The organism is Paraburkholderia sp. BL10I2N1, from assembly GCF_004361815.1.
Classification (GTDB): Bacteria; Pseudomonadota; Gammaproteobacteria; order Burkholderiales; family Burkholderiaceae; genus Paraburkholderia.
Genome location: NZ_SNWA01000002.1, coordinates 1 through 15,717 on the forward strand (window position 1 = coordinate 1; position 15,717 = coordinate 15,717).

A 15,717-nucleotide genomic window follows, 5' to 3' on the forward strand; every position below is an offset into this window, starting at 1 on the left:
CGCATCGCCGCCACAAAGCTGCGCGTGAATTCGCTGTGATCGGCGGCAATCACGGCGGTCGGCAAATGCTTCGGATCGGTGTTGATCGCGAAGCCGAACAACGCCATCTGCATGATCGGCAAGGCGATTATCATCGCGAACGTGATGCGGTCGCGCCTGAGTTGCAGGAACTCCTTGCGTACGATGCTCCACCAGCGCGTCAGTGAAAAGCGCAAAAAGCGGCGAGGAGTCTTCATGTCTCTTTACCCGCCGACGCTGTGTAGTTGTCGGTCGAACGGCTCATCATATAGATGAACACGTCTTCGAGGCCCGTCTCCTGCCTTTCGATACGCAAGTTCGAATCGGATGCGGCGAGCTGTTCGAGCGTCGTGTGCAGTTCAGGCCTGTCCGGGCCGCTGACGTGCAGCGACGAGCCGAACGCGACAGTCTGCTCGACGCCCGGCGATTGACGCAGGCGCTCTCCGAGTTCAACGAGGTTGTCGCCGTACACGGCCCACGTGGCAAGTGCCTGCGATTCGATAACTTCTTTCGAGGTGCCTTGCGCGAGCAGCTTGCCGTAAGCGATATAGGCGAGCTTGTGGCAGCGTTCCGCCTCGTCCATGTAGTGGGTGCTGACGAGCACTGAAATGCCGCGCGCCGCGAGGCGATGCAGTTCTTCCCAGAAGTCGCGCCGCGCGCTGGGGTCGACGCCGGCGGTCGGTTCGTCGAGCAGCAGAAGTTCCGGCTCGTGCAGCATGCACGCCGCGAGCGCGAGCCGCTGCTTCCAGCCGCCCGATAGCGCGCCGGCCAGTTGCTGCGCGCGGCCCGCGAGACCAAGCTGCTCGAGCGCGCGGTCGACCGCCTCGCGGCGATTTTTCATCTCGTACATACGCGCGACGAAATCGAGATTCTCGCGGATCGTCAGGTCCTCCCAGTAGGAAAAGCGCTGCGTCATGTAGCCGACACGCCGCTTGATCTGTGCGCTCTCGCGCACGATGTCATAGCCGAGACACGTGCCGCTGCCGGAATCGGGCGTCAGGAGGCCGCACATCATGCGGATGCAGGTGGTCTTGCCGCTGCCGTTCGGTCCAAGGAAGCCGAAGATTTCTCCGCGCTGCACGCGTAATGACACATTGTTGACGACATGCTTTGCGCCGAAGTGCTTGTTGAGCCCCTTGACGTCGATTGCATGGCTGTAACCGTTGGGCCCGGCAGAACCGGTGACGCTATCGGCGGCGCTCATTGCAGCCTCACCACAACGGGCTGACCCGGACGAAGCTTCGGCGCATCGGCCACCTGGGGCCGCGCCTCGACCATGAACACCAGCTTGGCGCGACTCTCGTTGCTGTAGATGACGGGCGGCGTGTACTCCGCCTGGTCCGAGATGAAGCTGAGTACCGCCGGCACTTCCGCCGCGCAGCCGTCGCAATGGATGAGCACGTGCCTGCCCGGCGCAAGCGACCCAACCACTGCCTGGGGCACGAAGAAGCGGACCTTGACGTTGGCCGGCGGCAGCATTCGCACCACCGGACTGCCGGCCGGCACCCATTCGCCGCTGCGATACATGGTGTCGAACACGAGACCGCCATGCGGGGCGCGCAGGCTCTTCTGGTCGAGCTTCCATTGCGCCTGCGCGAGTGCCGCCTGGGCGGCCTCGACCTGGGCGCTCTGCGCGCGGATCTGTTCGATACGGCCCGGCAGGTGCGCGACGGACACCTGGCTCTTCAATTCGCGCACGTGCGCGGCGGTGGAAAGGGCCGTGGCGCGGGAATCGTCGAGCTGGCTTTGCGCGATACCTCCCGCGCGCAACTGCAGTTCGTCGCGCTGATACTGCGTCGCGGCGCGTGCCGCGTCGGCCTGTGCCTGCACGAGCTGCGCCTCGGTGACGTCGACTTCCGGAGGCCGCTTGCCGGTGTTGAGGTCGGCGAGCTGCGAGCGGGCCGCGTGCAACTGCTCGCGTGCCTGAGCGACAGCCTCGGTTTCGTTCTGTGCTTCGAGCGTGAACAGCGGCGCATTGTTGGCGACCGTCTGTCCGCGCGATACCGAAAGCAGTGTCAGCTGTCCCGCCTGCGACGATGCGAGATACACGAACTCGCCTTCGACATAGCCTTGCCACGTTCCGGGTGCTTCTTTCGAGCAACCTGCACACGCGATGCCGATCGCGAGCGCGATAGCGACACGGAGAATCTGCGGCGACACGATCATGATGTCTTCCTCCTGGCTCGGCGTGCCGGCCCGGTCGTGGCCTTGGCGCTCTCGCCGCTCATGCCATGCATCAGCAACGCCACGGCATGACGCTCGAGTGTCGCGCGGTCGAACGAGGTGCCCGGGTTCACGCGCTGCCAGATCTTGCCGGTCGCCTGCGGCAGCATGACCAGCGCAAGAATGGAGTTGAACACCAGCAGCGGTTCCAGCTGTGAATTCAGTTCGCCCGACGCGCGGCCGCGCGCAATGTTCTGCGCGAATGCCGCGACTTTCTCCATGGGGATATGGCGGAATGCCCGCTCGCGCAAGAGGCCGCCTTCGTTGATGATTTCGCGCAGCCATAGCGACGGCAACCACGGCATCTTTTCAGTGACATCGAACATGCGCTGCACTATGCCTTGCGTGAGTGCGAGCGGCCCGCCGTGTTCCGTGTCGACAGGGGCCCAGATCGCACCAAAGACAACCGCCAGCCTTTCTTCGACGACGGCATCGAGCAGCTTTTCGCGCGTCTGGAACCAGTAGTGCACCATCGCGGACGTCACGCCACTGGCCGCGGCGATCTGCGCCACTCTGGTGTTGGCGATGCCGCGTTCGGCAAAGAGCGCGATCGCAACATCGAGCAGATGTTCGCGGGCGTCGAAGGCGGGCGGGCGAGGGCGGCGACCCATCGTGGAGCGGACGGAGGCAGACATGTCCAGATGCTAATTGATGAGTTAGTTAGTTTCAAGTCCTTGTTGCATCATGGTTTTTCCTGGCAAATGCCCGGATCTGCAGCTATGCTGCGCAGGTTGTCCCCGTGACTGCGCGGTGCGCCAGCCATGCCGGCAACCGGCACGCTACGTTGAAGAAAAAGGAGCCCAAAGATGGCTTTGATCGGAGTCCTTGGCGGGATGGGGCCGCTCGCAACAGTCGATTTCATGGACAAGGTCGTGCGCCTCACACCCGCCACGCGCGACCAGGAGCATCTGCCGATGCTGGTCGCGAACCTGCCGCATATCCCGGATCGTTCGCTTGCCATTCTCGATGGCGCAAGCGATCCGCTGCCGGCCATGCTGGCCGGCATCGATCTTTTGAACCGCAACGACGTCGGGTTGATCGTGATTCCGTGCAATTCGGCGCATCACTGGTACGAGCAGCTGAGGGCGCACAGCACGGCTCCGCTGCTGAGCATCGCCGAGGCGAGCATAGCGGCCATCCCGACCGCCGTGCGGCGCGTCGCCGTCCTGGCCACCCGCGGCACGCTCGCATCCGGCCTCTATCAAACGACGCTTGCAGCCCGCGACATCGAACCCATATTGCCGGACGAAATGGCGCAGGTGCGCATCGACGCGTGCATTCGCGCCTCGAAAGCGGGCGATCTGGATGAGGGCGCCGTGCAGCTTTCCGCCGCACTCGCCGTGCTGATCGCGCAGGGCGTGCGCGTGGCAGTCATGGGCTGCACGGAAATACCGCTCGCGGCGCGGCAGCTATCCGCGCCGTCGGTCACGTTGATCGACAGCTCACTCGAACTTGCGCGCGCAACGGTGGCGTTCGCGGTGGAGCGCGGGTGGAACCTGCCGCAACAGGAAGCAGACGGCAGCAGGCTCTCGCACGCGTGACGCTGCGGCGGGCCTCCGTTGTGCGCGCATCTATAGCGCGAACGCCGGCTGGCGTATCCATTTCCATCGCGCGCGACGCCGGGTGAGGTACGTCGTGATCGTCACTTCGGTGTCCGCGACGGTTGCTGCGTCAGGGTCCGTGTCGCCGGTCACCCACACGCGCTCGCCGCGCGCAAGCGCCAGCGTTTCGCCAGGTTTTAGCCAGTAGTCCCATTCGTCTCCGGCGCGTGTCACCCACAGGCGCGCGCTGGCCACTGATACGACTATATCGCGGCTTATCTTCAACGACACCGTCTCGCCCGCGACGATCGCAAACTGCACGACATAGCGGCGTTGCTGTTCCTGCTGATCTTCCGCGCGTAGTGAACCGCTCAACCATCTGCGCTCGCGCTGACTGCTCTCGTCCATCATCGTCTCCGTCTGATGCCGGCACAACGGGGACGCATGCAAAGAAAAAGGCCCCGTCGTTTCCGGCGGGGCCTTGGGAATCTGCGTGTATCGGTGAAACTAGCGCACGCGTCCTGCCCATGACCCGCCTGAGATGGCGTTCATTGGGTGGTTAATCGCGTTGGCGATACACAGGAACGTTTGCATGTCGATGAGTGTCATCGGAGGCGCAACGCTTGTCAAGAATTTGTTGAAACGATGTGTGGTAACTGCGCTGCCTGTGGTCTGTCAGGGACGTGCAGCGACTTCGTCGAGATGGACCAGCAGGTCTTTCGGATCTTCGTACACGCGCAACGCGCCGGAGCGCTCGAGCTCCTCGAGACCGTAGCCGCCCGATAGCAGACCGACGCCGAGCGCCCGGCAACGGCGTGCGGCAAGCATGTCCCAGATGCTGTCGCCGACCACGACCGAATGGTCGATCGGCACGCCGAGCCGCTCCGCTGCCGCAATGAACAGATCGGGATCGGGCTTCGCATACTTGACGTCGTCGCGCGTGACGACGACTGCCGTGGCGGGATCGACGCCGAGCGCTTCGAGGTTCACTGCCGCTGTTTCCATCCGGCCGCTCGTGGCGATTGCCCAGCGTGTCCCCGCCTGCGTCAGTGCGGCGAGCAGTTCGCGGGAACCTGGGAGTGGGCAGACCTGCGCCCGCAGCCGCTTATAGGCTTCGGCGTGTATGCGACGCAGCCGCTCGACGCGCTCCTGGCTGATATCGCCGCCGGTTTCACGCAGCAACTGGTTTGTGAACAGGCCACCACTCATGCCGATCTTGCGATGGATGCGCCATACCGACAGTTCAATGCCTTCCGCGTCCAGCGCTTCCTTCCACGCGAGCACGTGCTGATACACGCTGTCTACGAGCGTACCGTCGAGGTCGAACAGGAAGGCTGTTTCGATTCGCATGATGTTCTCCGGCGTAGGGGGACGTCGAGGCAAGGCCTCGTGGCGAGGGGATGACGGCTGTCAGGGGTGAGTATCGATTGAACCGTGCGGCACGGCAACCCTGCCTGTTCTTGAGGATGCGGTTCAATTGACAAACGGTCTCGCGGGGCCGGAATGGGCAAAGTGCCTTGGCATCGCCGCAATGGAAGTTTTGCCCATGACACGTAAAAGCGACGTGTCGCAGCGATATTCCCGGCGGTCGCGGCAGCACATCGTTCTTCTTCACAACGGCGAGATCCATGCGCCACAAGGGCTTTACACGCGCGGCACGCATATTGCTCAAACCTCGTCATGGGCTTGGTTCGCGACGACCGACAAGCATATCGAAATAAACCCAAGATGGAGGAGTGATCATGCCGTACATCCTTGGATGGTTCCTTGGTGTCCCTCTGATTGTGCTGGTGTTGCTGTATCTGATTTTCCACTGATGCACGCGATGGCGACCGGCGGATAACCCTTGCCTGGCAAACCGCCGGTCGTGTTCCAGTGCTCTACGAATGATCAAACGCGCTCGGGTGCCCGATACAGCGCCCGCGTTCATGTCGTGACGGGATCACGATTTTCACTGTAGTGAGGCAACCATGACAACTCTTGTTACACACGACCGGCTTCCCCGTATCTCCTGGGGCGCAGTGTTCGCCGGCATCATTCTTTCGCTGGTTGTGTTTCTGGTGTTAGGCGTGCTGGGTGCGGCGATCGGCGCATCGGCGCTCGCGCCGCTTCAGTATCAGGACCCGACGCACGGCTTCGCGTTCGGCACCGGCATCTGGATGGTATTCATGACGGTTGCGGCCGTGCTCACCGGTTCCTACTTCGCGGGCCGGTGCGCGCCCGTGCTCGGCTGGCTGCACGGCGTGCTTGCGTGGGCAGTGGTGGTGCTCTTCATCGGCTATCTGGCCAGCGCTGTCGTCGGCAACACGGTCAGCATGGTGAGCAATGTCGCGGCATCTGCAACGACCGCAGCCAGCAATAGCAGCGTCGGCAATGCAGCCAACTCGCTGATCGATTCGGCGAAACAGACGCTGCAGCAGCACGGTATCAACCTTCCTTCGGCCACTGCGCCGCAGTCGCCGCAGGCAGACACGCAGATGCGCGAAACCGCGGATTCGGCTGCAAAACAGGTTGCGCGCGCAACGTGGTGGTCGTTCGCGTTACTGGTGCTCGGCGCCATCATCGCGAGCGCGGCGGGGCAGCTCGGCTTCCGGCATCAACCGCGGGTCGAGGAAGCGGAAGTGGCCGGGCAGGAGTCCGTGCCCGTCACGACGACCACTTACACGGAGCGCACAACAACGACCGGTCTGCGCCGGCCCGTCGCACGCTGAACACGTCCCTCGCGCCCGCCAACGATCGTTCGTGACACGCACGAGGTCATCGGGATCGGCACCGTAGTAAAGAAGCCGCGCGTGGCTGATAGGGCCACGCGCGGCGCTGTCGTGCGCGCGCCGATTGTGAGGGGCGGGCAGGTCGGGCGGGTGTAATGTGTTCACTTTCATCTTTCTTGCCGCGCGGCGCGAGCAGGCGGCCGTTCATGGGCGGTGAGTGCCTGTCCGGCAGGCAGCCCATGTCGCAAACAGAATACGTTTTCAAAGAGGCTGGTCGATGCATACCGTCGCGATTGCGATCTTTCCTGGCGTGCAGGCGCTCGATGTGGCAGGCCCCGTCGATGTCTTCGCCGAGGCCAATCAGTTCGTTGCACCGGAGCGCCGCTATCGCGTGACGCTGGTGGGTGCAGAGGAGGGGGCGGTACGCGCATCGAACGGCATGTCGATTGCCGCCGACGACACGTTCGATCATGCTCACGCCGGTTTCGATCTTGCACTCGTGGCGGGCGGACCGTCGTTGCCCGACGGTGCGCCCGACGCGCGGCTCGTCGACTGGCTGGCCAACGTGGCGTCACGTTGCGAGCGCTACGGCTCGATCTGCACGGGCGCGTTCGCGCTTGGCCATGCCGGGCTGCTCGACGGACGCCAGGTCACGACCCACTGGCAGCACGCGCAGCAACTCGCGGAGCAGTTTCCACAGGCGCGCGTCGATTTCGACCGAATCTATCTGCGCGACGAACGGCTGGTGACATCGGCTGGCGTGACGGCGGGCATCGACCTGTCGCTCGCGCTCGTCGCCGAAGATCAGGGTCCGCAGATTGCGCTCGCGGTAGCGAAGCGGCTGGTCGTGTTCGCACAGCGGCAGGGCGGCCAGTCGCAGTTCAGCCCATACCTCACTGCCCCGGCAGACGAAACGTCGCCGATCGCAAGGGTCCAGGCGCACGTGATGCAGCACATACGCGACAGCTTCACGGTGAAGGAACTGGCGGACGTTGCCGGCATGAGCGAGCGCACCTTCGCGCGGGTATTCGTGCAGCAGGCCGGCATCGCACCGCATGAATTCGTCGAGCGGGCGAGGGTGGACGCCGCGCGCAAACAGCTTGAAAGCAGCGCTGCGCCGCTCAAGACAGTCGCCTGGGAATGTGGATTCGGCACGGCCGATCGCATGCGGATCGTGTTCGCGCGCCGTCTTGGCGTAACGCCAATGCAGTATCGCGAGCGGTTCCGCTCGGGTTGAACCGCTTCGCGCCTTCGCTCCGGCTCAAAGCACGATCGACGTCGCGACGGCCAGCCAGATTGCGCTGACTCCCGCCAAAAACAGGCGGCGGGCGACCCTGATCCTTGCGTCACCGGTGTCGGGCTCCACGGAACTGGTGGCCATCCACGGTACGAGGCCGAGGCACACAAAACCCAGCAGCGCGATCGTGGCGATAAAGATGTCAACGGCGGACCAGCGGGTACCCTCGTGGACGCCCCAGTAACCGAGAAAGACAATACCGATCGAAAACACAGTCGATGCGGCCGAACTGATCGCCACGACCGATCCGGTTGGGCTCGGCATGCTTCACCTCCTTTTGGGAGCTACGCTGTTCGACGATTCTGCGTCGTGCGCAATACTGCGCCTCACACCGTCTTCAGCATCCCGCCGTCGACGAAATAGGTCGCGCCGACGCTGTATGAGGCCCGTTCAGAGCACAGGAAAACGATGAAATCGGCCAGTTCTGCCGGGCTCGCAAAGCGTTTGATGGGCGCGTGCTGATCGGCGACCTGCTGCAGGTGGGCCTCCCAGTCGCCCCCGGAATCCTGCGTCAGTTGCCTTGCGGTCTTGATCCAGTCGGGCGTGAGCACCAGACCCGGATTGATCGTGTTGACGCGGATGTTGTCCTTGATGAGTTCGTTCGCGAGGTTCTTCGAGAACATCATCAGCGCAGCTTTGGTCACGTTGTAGATCGGCTCGTAACCGAGCGGCTGCACTGCGCAGATCGACGCGTTATGCAGGATCGCGCCGCCGCCGCGCTGCTTCATCGATGGCACGAGGCCACGCGCGAGCCGCACCGCCGCCATCACATGCAGGTCCCAGTACGCCTGCCATTTTTCATCGGGCGCGTCCATGATGGTTTCGTTGCTGCCGGTGCCGGCATTGTTGAACAGGATGTCCGCACCGCCGAAGGCCTGGGTTGTCGCGTGCACCAGTTCGTCGACCCCTGTGACTGTCGCGACATCGCACGCAACAGGGATCGCCTGCACGCCGTAGCTCGCCGTGATCTGGTTCGCGGCCGCGGCCAGTCGGTCGTGCTGGCGTGCGGCCAGCACGAGGTTCACGCCTTCCGCCGCGAACGCCTCCGCCACCGCGAGTCCGATGCCGACACTCGCGCCCGTCAGGACGGCGACCTTGCCGCGCAGTTTCAGGTCCATCGGTTTGTCTCCTGATTGATTGGCGGGTCGGTTTGCGTTCCGTCCCCGACGTGACACCCGATTCTGCACCGATTTTCCGGCCGATGGGGGCGGCCCGCGCCCATGAAAAAACGGGCTGCATGGGACGTGAGCGGGCGTGGCGTAGCCGATACACCCTCTTTATTGCAACGTTTGCGCAAAATCCTGTATGAATGTACAGTATCGCGAGACTGCATCCGGTTCGGCCATCTGACTGCCGCGGCCGGCCCCGCTGGAGACATGTCGTGCACCCTTTGATTCTTCCCATAGCGTTGTTGAGCCTGGCGTCCAGTGCGTTCGCGGGGGAGCGCTACGTCGAGGTCTGGAACCCGCCTGAAGCGCGCACGGTGCCGGCACGGCCTGGGGCGCAGAAGAAGACCGGCCACAAGGTCGCCGCAAGAAAATCGCCACAGACCATCGCGAAGAAGGTCACCGATCCGGCCGCCGCCAACACCGTGCGGGCGACGCCTCCCGCGTCGGCGCCTGTGAAGGTCCGCCCGCTCGATCCGAACACGGATATTCCACGCAAGATCGCCCCAGATGGGCACGTCCTGCGGGTGCGTGATGGACAGTCGCGGCACGCCGTTAGCCAGTTGGTTTGAGCCTGTTCCGCGTTGCCGCGCAGGTTGCCTTGCAGTATTCCGCCAGAATTCTCCGTCTTCCCCCTCGCACGATGCGACGCTCTGGGTAGCGCGCCGGACGGCTCGTGCTAGATTCGAGCCTTCAGGAGACGCTTCACCGATGTGGCAAATCGATCAGACAACATTGCGGCTCTTCATCGCCGTGTGCGAGGAAGGCACGATCGCGCGCGCGGCCGAGCGCGAGTTCATCGCGCCCTCAGCCGTCAGCAAACGGCTCGCCGACCTCGAGGCGCTGGTGGACGTTGCGCTCCTGTCGCGCGGTCAGCGCGGCGTGCGCGCTACGGCGGCGGGCATCGCGTTTCTCAAGCATGCGCGGATCGTTCTGCGTAGCTACGAGCGCCTGCAGGCCGAACTCGGCGAATACGCGGCAGGTGCCAGCGGGCATGTGCGCGTGCTGGCGAACGTGTCGTCGATGGTGGAGTTTTTGCCGGAGGCATTGTCCGTGTTTCTGAACGCCAATCCGCAGATCCGCGTCGACGTCGAAGAGCGCGTCAGCGTCGATATCGTGCGCGGACTGGAAGAGGGCGTCGCGGATATCGGCATCTGCCGCGATGTCGTCCCGACCGGCGAACTTGACGTCTTGCCCTACCGCTCCGATCACCTGGCGCTCGTCGTGCCAAACGATCATCCGTTCGCTGCAGAAGCGGAGATCAGCTTCGAGCAGACCCTTGCTTTCGATCACCTCGGTCTGGCGTCGAATGCGTCGGTCAACGCGTTGATGCAGCGCATCGCGGCCGAAAAGGGACGTGAGCTGCAATACCGCAGCTACGTGTCCACCTTCGATGCAGCCTGCCGCTTCGTGCAGGCGGGCCTCGCGGTGTCGATCCTGCCTGGCGAGGCGGTCGCTCCGCATATCCGGCAGCAGTACGGCCTTGCCGTGATTCCATTGCGCGAAACATGGGCCGAGCGGCGCTTCGTGATCTGCGTGCGTGACCGGGCCGCGCTGACCGTGCCAGCAGCCCGTCTGCTCGATCACCTGCTGAAAACGGCGCAGACGCCTGCCGGTGCGCCCGCCACAGCGCCTACCCAATAGCCCTTACGGGTTTCCCCTGTGCGGCGCTGCAGGCCCGCGCCGCCAGCCTCCCCAGCCATCGCGCCCGGCGATGGGCTGCATCGTCAAACTAGTCTTTTCCGCGCGCTCACGGCGCGGCAGCATCACGCTCAGTTCTCCCCCAAGCTGAGACCAGACGATGAATTCTCCCAATGAGCGCGTGATCGTGACGGAAGTCGGGATGCGCGACGGCCTGCAAAGCATCGCGCAAACCATGCCGACCGCGGCGAAAAAGCGCTGGATCGACGCCGCCTATGCAGCCGGCGTGCGTCATATGGAAGTGGCGTCGTTCGTGCCGCCGAAACTGCTGCCGCAAATGGCCGATGCCGACGAAGTGATCGCGCATGCGCTGACTTTCGCTGACCTGACCGTGGCCGCGCTGGTGCCGAACGTAAAGGGCGCACAACGCGCGCTCGACGCCGGTGTGCGTCGGATCATTGCGCCGGTGTCGGTCAGTACCGCTCACAGCCTCGCCAACGTGCGCAGGACGCCCGCGGAAATGATCGATGCTTTTGCCGAAATGCGTGCACTGATCGACGCTGCGCCGCGTGCGAACAAGCCGGAACTGGTGGCAGGGCTGTCGACGGTATTCGGGTGCACGCTGCAAGGCGAGGTGCCTCTCGCAGACATCGCCAGCATCACGCGGGCCTCGCTCGCAGCCGGCGCCGACGTGATCGCCCTCGGCGACACGACCGGCGAAGCGTCGCCGCGTCAGGTTGCACAGATCATCGCGCTCGTGCAGGGCATCGCTGGCAGCAAGCTCCGTTCGCTGCATTTCCACGACACGCGCGGCCTGGGGCTGGCCAACACGGTGATCGCGTTGCAGCACGGCATCCGGGAATTCGATGCGTCGCTCGCCGGCCTCGGCGGCTGTCCGCATGCGCCCGGCGCGACCGGCAACGTGAATACCGAGGATCTGGTCTTCATGCTCGAAAGCATGGGATACGACACCGGTATCGATATCGAAAAGCTCGTCGCGTCGCGCAGCGTCCTGGCCGACGCCTTACCCGGTGAGCCGCTCTTTGGCTACATCGCCCGTGCAGGTCTTCCGAAACAGTTTTCCGCTGCGGCGCATCGCGCAGAACAGGAGGTGGCTCAATGAACCCGTCCGTACCTTCACAAGCCGCCGCGACTGGCGTTGCCGCGCAGAGACTGCCGCTCGACGGCATTCGCGTGATCGAGCTTTCGCACATGGTGATGGGGCCGACGTGCGGCATGATACTCGGCGACCTCGGCGCCGAAGTCATCAAGGTTGAGCCGCCGCGCGGCGATGGCACACGGCGGCTGCTCGGCACCGGCGCAGGCTTTTTTCGCACCTTCAATCGCAACAAGAAGAGCATCGCGCTCGACCTCGATTCGCAGGCTGGCCTCGATGCGCTGCATAAGCTCGTTGATACGGCCGATGTCTTCGTCGAGAATTTCAAGCCGGGCCGGATGGCGAGCCTTGGCCTCGACTACGAGACGCTGCGCAAGCGCAATCCGAAGCTGATCTATGTCTCGCACAAGGGCTTTCTCAATGGGCCTTACGAGCATCGGCTCGCCCTCGATGAGGTCGTGCAGATGATGGCGGGCCTTGCGTATATGACAGGGCCCGTCGGCCGCCCATTGCGCGCGGGCAGTTCGGTCAACGACATCATGGGCGGCATGTTCGGCGCGATCGGCGTGCTGGCCGCGTTGCATGAACGCCATGCAACCGGCACGGGCAAGGCAGTGCAGAGCGCGCTGTTCGAAAACTGCGTGCTGCTGTCCGCCCAGCATATGCAGCAGTTTGCGGCGACGGGCGTGGCGGCTGCGCCGATGCCCGAGCGGATCAGCGCGTGGGCGGTCTACGATGTGTTCACGCTCGCGGGCGGCGAACAGATGTTCATCGCCGCCACCGGCGACGGGCAGTGGCGCGCGCTTTGCGCGATCCTCGACCGTCCTGACCTGCTCGCCGATGCGCGCCTTGCGACCAATAACGATCGGGTGCTGGCGCGCGGGTGGCTTCTGAAAACGCTTGGCGAAACGCTGGCCAGCCTGGAAGGCGCGGCGCTCGAGCCGCAGTTCGAACGCGATCACATTCCGTTCGCCTCGATCACACGCCCGGAGGATCTCTTTGCCGATCCACATCTGATCGCAAGCGGCGGTCTTGCGCCCCTGATGCTCGATGACGGCAGCGAAACCGCGATGCCGCTGCTGCCGATCTCGATGGACGGCGAACGTCTGCAGCCGCGTCGCCCGATTGCGAAGATCGGCGAGCACACAAGCGACGTGCTGCGCGGCATCGGCTACGGCGACGCGGAAATTGCCGCGCTGCTGGCCAGCGGTGACGCGCCTCAGAAAGCGGCCTGATCCGCTCGCGAACGCGTGTGGACCACGGTGACTGTTCAACCATCGGGACCGCAACCCGCCAGCAAGCGTACCGGCAGAAGGCAGAAACGCAGCGACGCAGCAGCACCCAACCCTATCCGGCATCAGACTGGACATCAAGGAGACAGACGATGAGATCGTCCCCCCAGATTATCGTTACGTCGAGTGCGGCGGCGGGACATGCGGGCACCGCCCCGGCCGATCAGGACGCACTCGATGCAGCGCGCGAATACGGTATCGCCCAGGGCGCTGCCGGCATCTCCGCGCGACTTGACCGGCTGCCGGCCACGGCGGCGATCTGGAAGCTGGTGATGCTGCTGAGCCTGGGGCTGTTCTTCGAACTGTACGACCTTATGTTCTCCGGCTACATCGCGCCGGGGCTCGTGCGCAGCGGCATTCTGACCGCCACGACGCACGGCCTGTTCGGCACGAGCGGTATCGCGAGCTTCATCGCTGCGCTGTTCGCGGGCCTCTTTGTCGGCACGGCAGCGTGCGGGTTTCTCGCCGACCGTTTCGGACGGCGCGCGATGTTCACGTATTCGCTGCTCTGGTACACCGCCGCCAACGTGATCATGGCGTTTCAGGACACCGCGTTCGGCCTTAACCTCTGGCGCTTCGTCGCAGGGGTCGGCCTGGGGCTCGAGATCGTGACGATCGGCACATACATTTCCGAACTCGTCCCGAAGCACATCCGCGGCCGCGCTTCCGCGTGCTCGCAGGCAGTCGGCTTTACGGCGGTGCCGATCGTCGCGTTCCTGTCGTATCTGCTCGTGCCGCAGAAGCCGTTCGGCATCGACGGCTGGCGCTGGGTGGTGATGACGGGGGTAGTGGGCGCGGCGTTCGTCTGGTGGATCCGTCTGCGTCTGCCGGAAAGTCCGCGCTGGCTCGCGCAGAAAGGACGTATCGACGAAGCCAACGCGGTCATGGAGCGGCTCGAAGCGCGCGTGCAGGCGGAGTATGGACGCCCGTTGCCGACTCCTGCGATGCCCGAGCCGGTCCGCTCGAAGGCGAAGTTTCGCGACCTGCTCGCCCCGCCTTACCGCCGCCGCACGCTGATGCTGATCATCTTCCACGTGTTCCAGACGATGGGCTACTACGGTTTCGCAAACTGGATCCCAACACTGCTGATCAAGCAGGGCATTACGGTGACGACGAGCCTCATGTATGCGTCGATCATCGCGATTGCAGCTCCCCTCGGGCCGCTGCTCGGCCTCCTGATCGCGGACAGATTCGAGCGCAAGACAGTGATCATCTGCATGGCGGCCATCAATGTCGTGTGCGGTTTGCTGTTCAGTCAGGCACGCGAAGCCGTGTTGCTGGTGAGTCTCGGCGTATGTCTCGTGCTTGCGGGCAACATCATTTCGTACAGCTATCACGCGTACCAGGCAGAACTGTTTCCGACCAGCATCCGGGCGCGCGCAGTGGGCTTCGTGTATTCATGGAGCCGCATTTCCGCCGTGTTCTCCGCGTTTCTGATTGCGGCCTGCCTGAAGCACTTCGGCGTGAACGGCGTGTTCGTGTTCATCTCCGGCGCCATGTTGATCGTGATCCTTGCGATAGCGACGCTGGGCCCGCGCACGCGCGACATCGCACTCGAAGATATTTCGAAGTGAGGCCGATGGCGAGCGCGGCATGTGGCTCGTCATGGCGGAATATGGAGAATGCGCGTTGTCAGGCGTGCGCGCCCTCTACCGCCGTCTGACTGCCCCCGGATCGTCGAACTGAACCGAGCCGGGTCGATCCGGGCAAATTCAAACTTGAGATTCAGCTGCGGAGCGCCGTGAGCCTACGCGTACCGGACAGCACTGCGGCCTCTCTGCGCGCGGCTTCGAGGAAATGTGCCTTCAGGTGGTCCAGCCAGGTGCGAACCTTGGCGTCCAGATACTGCCTGGATGGGAAGAGTGCGTAGACGGTGAGCGGTTGAAGGTGGTAATCCGGCAAAAACCGCACAAGACGTCCAGAACTGATCGCATCGACGGCGACATGGAGCGGCAACGCGCCGATGCCCATGCCGAGTTCGAGCGCCGACGCCACCGCTTCCACCGTGTTGACGCAGAACGCGGGCTGCACGGGAATGTCAACGGTCACGCCGTGCTGGTCGATCAGCGCAATGTCGACGGCATCGGCGAGCGCGGGCCCGAAGCCCACAAAAGCGTGCGACGCCAGATCGGCCGGCTCATCCACACTGACATCCCGCTTCGCGTAACCTGGCGCGGCGCACAGCACGCTATAGGTTTCCCCCAGATTGACGCCGACAAACGACGAATCGCGCAGCGCGGGCAGCGCGACGATCGCGGTGTCGAATCCGTCTTCGAGCAGGGCCGACGATGCGTCCGACAGCGTCAGCGCCACCTGGACACGCGGATAGGTGCGCTGATAGTGCCTCACTGCCGGCACCAGATAGTGCCGCCCGATGGTGGGCGACGCATGCACCTTGAGCCTGCCGGCTGGTTGAAGATGAACCGCACGGGCTTCTGCCTCGGCTTCTTCAATGGATGCGAGAATCGCGCGGCAGCGCGAGAGGTAGCGTTTGCCGGCCTGCGTCAGTGCGATCTGGCGCGTCGTTCTATGCAGAAGCCGCGTCTGCAGATGCTGTTCGAGTTCGGTGATCAACCGCGAAGCGACGCCTATGCTGATCGTCAGTGAGCGCGCAGCCGACGTGAAACTCATGTCTTCCGCCACGCGCACGAAGAGGCGCATGTTACGAAAAAGGTCCATCACTCAGGCCGAAAAACGAAGAGACAATGAAG

At 64.0% G+C, this 15,717-nt stretch carries 17 protein-coding genes and 1 pseudogene; 9 read left to right on the forward strand and 9 right to left on the reverse strand.

Annotation, left to right across the window (positions count from 1 at the left end):
• The 4 genes and pseudogenes from B0G77_RS21855 to B0G77_RS21870 all read right to left on the reverse strand — a co-directional run.
• Nucleotides 1-236, reverse strand: a pseudogene (locus tag B0G77_RS21855) (ABC transporter permease); the annotation flags it as partial.
• Nucleotides 233-1,222, reverse strand: a complete 990-nt coding sequence (locus tag B0G77_RS21860; RefSeq protein ID WP_133664238.1) for an ABC transporter ATP-binding protein — start codon at nucleotides 1,220-1,222, stop codon at nucleotides 233-235. The pseudogene B0G77_RS21855 and the gene B0G77_RS21860, both read right to left, overlap by 4 nt.
• On the reverse strand, nucleotides 1,219-2,184 hold the full coding sequence (locus B0G77_RS21865) for an HlyD family efflux transporter periplasmic adaptor subunit (protein WP_133664239.1): 966 nt from the start codon (nucleotides 2,182-2,184) through the stop codon (nucleotides 1,219-1,221). The genes B0G77_RS21860 and B0G77_RS21865 overlap by 4 nt, the downstream gene beginning before the upstream one ends.
• Complete coding sequence (locus B0G77_RS21870) at nucleotides 2,181-2,852, reverse strand: TetR/AcrR family transcriptional regulator (RefSeq protein WP_133666803.1); 672 nt, start codon at nucleotides 2,850-2,852, stop codon at nucleotides 2,181-2,183. Before B0G77_RS21870 ends, B0G77_RS21865 begins: the two co-directional genes overlap by 4 nt.
• 195 nt (nucleotides 2,853-3,047) lie before the next feature.
• Between B0G77_RS21870 and B0G77_RS21875 the strand changes: the two genes are divergently transcribed.
• On the forward strand, nucleotides 3,048-3,782 hold the full coding sequence (locus B0G77_RS21875) for an amino acid racemase (RefSeq protein WP_133664240.1): 735 nt from the start codon (nucleotides 3,048-3,050) through the stop codon (nucleotides 3,780-3,782).
• Between the two features lie 30 nt (nucleotides 3,783-3,812).
• Here B0G77_RS21875 and B0G77_RS21880 read toward each other — a convergent pair whose 3' ends face one another.
• Complete coding sequence (locus B0G77_RS21880; protein WP_166656246.1) at nucleotides 3,813-4,190, reverse strand: DUF2917 domain-containing protein; 378 nt, start codon at nucleotides 4,188-4,190, stop codon at nucleotides 3,813-3,815.
• Between the two features lie 267 nt (nucleotides 4,191-4,457).
• The gene (locus tag B0G77_RS21885) at nucleotides 4,458-5,132 is read right to left on the reverse strand and encodes an HAD family hydrolase (RefSeq protein WP_133664242.1); all 675 of its coding nucleotides are present in this window, start codon (nucleotides 5,130-5,132) and stop codon (nucleotides 4,458-4,460) included.
• A gap of 127 nt (nucleotides 5,133-5,259) precedes the next feature.
• Between B0G77_RS21885 and B0G77_RS21890 the strand changes: the two genes are divergently transcribed.
• The 3 genes from B0G77_RS21890 (at nucleotide 5,260) to B0G77_RS21900 (ending at nucleotide 7,730) form a co-directional block, all read left to right on the forward strand.
• Nucleotides 5,260-5,625: a hypothetical protein gene (locus B0G77_RS21890; RefSeq protein ID WP_133664243.1), complete on the forward strand. Its 366-nt coding sequence runs from the start codon at nucleotides 5,260-5,262 to the stop codon at nucleotides 5,623-5,625.
• A 127-nt stretch (nucleotides 5,626-5,752) separates the two neighbouring features.
• Nucleotides 5,753-6,493 (forward strand): hypothetical protein, encoded by a 741-nt coding sequence (locus B0G77_RS21895; RefSeq protein ID WP_208116479.1) that lies wholly within the window; start codon nucleotides 5,753-5,755, stop codon nucleotides 6,491-6,493.
• A gap of 277 nt (nucleotides 6,494-6,770) precedes the next feature.
• On the forward strand, nucleotides 6,771-7,730 hold the full coding sequence (locus B0G77_RS21900) for a GlxA family transcriptional regulator (protein ID WP_133664244.1): 960 nt from the start codon (nucleotides 6,771-6,773) through the stop codon (nucleotides 7,728-7,730).
• A 24-nt stretch (nucleotides 7,731-7,754) separates the two neighbouring features.
• Here B0G77_RS21900 and B0G77_RS21905 read toward each other — a convergent pair whose 3' ends face one another.
• A complete protein-coding gene (locus B0G77_RS21905; RefSeq protein ID WP_133664245.1) occupies nucleotides 7,755-8,054 on the reverse strand; it encodes a hypothetical protein in 300 nt (99 codons plus the stop codon).
• A 62-nt stretch (nucleotides 8,055-8,116) separates the two neighbouring features.
• Nucleotides 8,117-8,908 carry an SDR family oxidoreductase gene (locus B0G77_RS21910; RefSeq protein WP_133664246.1) on the reverse strand — a complete coding sequence of 264 codons (792 nt, stop codon included), beginning with the start codon at nucleotides 8,906-8,908 and terminating at the stop codon, nucleotides 8,117-8,119.
• Between the two features lie 263 nt (nucleotides 8,909-9,171).
• Here B0G77_RS21910 and B0G77_RS21915 point away from each other — a divergent pair, with 263 nt between their 5' ends.
• From B0G77_RS21915 to B0G77_RS21935, 5 genes are all read left to right on the forward strand, one after another.
• Complete coding sequence (locus B0G77_RS21915) at nucleotides 9,172-9,528, forward strand: hypothetical protein (protein WP_243751157.1); 357 nt, start codon at nucleotides 9,172-9,174, stop codon at nucleotides 9,526-9,528.
• A 139-nt stretch (nucleotides 9,529-9,667) separates the two neighbouring features.
• A complete protein-coding gene (locus B0G77_RS21920; protein WP_133664247.1) occupies nucleotides 9,668-10,600 on the forward strand; it encodes a LysR family transcriptional regulator in 933 nt (310 codons plus the stop codon).
• 157 nt (nucleotides 10,601-10,757) lie between these two features.
• On the forward strand, nucleotides 10,758-11,720 hold the full coding sequence (locus tag B0G77_RS21925) for a hydroxymethylglutaryl-CoA lyase (RefSeq protein ID WP_133664248.1): 963 nt from the start codon (nucleotides 10,758-10,760) through the stop codon (nucleotides 11,718-11,720).
• Entirely contained in the window at nucleotides 11,717-12,949 is a 1,233-nt protein-coding gene (locus B0G77_RS21930) for a CaiB/BaiF CoA-transferase family protein (RefSeq protein ID WP_133664249.1), read from the forward strand. The genes B0G77_RS21925 and B0G77_RS21930 overlap by 4 nt, the downstream gene beginning before the upstream one ends.
• A 149-nt stretch (nucleotides 12,950-13,098) precedes the next feature.
• The gene (locus B0G77_RS21935; RefSeq protein ID WP_133664250.1) at nucleotides 13,099-14,580 is read left to right on the forward strand and encodes an MFS transporter; all 1,482 of its coding nucleotides are present in this window, start codon (nucleotides 13,099-13,101) and stop codon (nucleotides 14,578-14,580) included.
• A gap of 151 nt (nucleotides 14,581-14,731) precedes the next feature.
• Here B0G77_RS21935 and B0G77_RS21940 read toward each other — a convergent pair whose 3' ends face one another.
• Complete coding sequence (locus B0G77_RS21940; RefSeq protein ID WP_133664251.1) at nucleotides 14,732-15,685, reverse strand: LysR family transcriptional regulator; 954 nt, start codon at nucleotides 15,683-15,685, stop codon at nucleotides 14,732-14,734.
• Between the last annotated feature and the right edge of the window lie 32 nt (nucleotides 15,686-15,717).